This is a genomic window from Pseudomonas sp. SIMBA_067 (assembly GCF_046534675.1).
Lineage (GTDB): Bacteria > Pseudomonadota > Gammaproteobacteria > Pseudomonadales > Pseudomonadaceae > Aquipseudomonas > Aquipseudomonas putida.
Map to the genome: position 1 here is coordinate 1 of NZ_JAWRYH010000503.1, position 268 is coordinate 268.

Genomic DNA, 268 nt, shown 5'->3' on the forward strand with positions numbered 1-268 from the left:
TCGTGTTAAATGCCGTAAAAGGCGCAATCAAGCGTGATCATTACGAAGTGCCAGACGTTAAAAAAAGCAAAAAGCTTGCTGTTGATAGTTGGGTAAGAAACATTGATCTAAAGTTTCTACATTTGCCAGTCGGTCAACTCACCAACCTATACAGGGAACATCAGGAGCGTTTAAGACTGAAGCGTGAAAAAGCCAGACTTAAAGAAAATGAAAACACGTATGACGTAGAACCGCACTAATTACACCCACCAGGAATAAGCACCCATAG

Annotated in this window: 1 protein-coding gene; it reads left to right on the plus strand. The window is 41.4% G+C overall.

Features of this window, described 5'->3' with window-relative positions:
* The coding region (locus SB765_RS30080; RefSeq protein ID WP_410932557.1) for a hypothetical protein at positions 1 to 239 on the plus strand (239 nt) is incomplete at its 5' end.
* Positions 240 to 268: the final 29 nt, after the last annotated feature.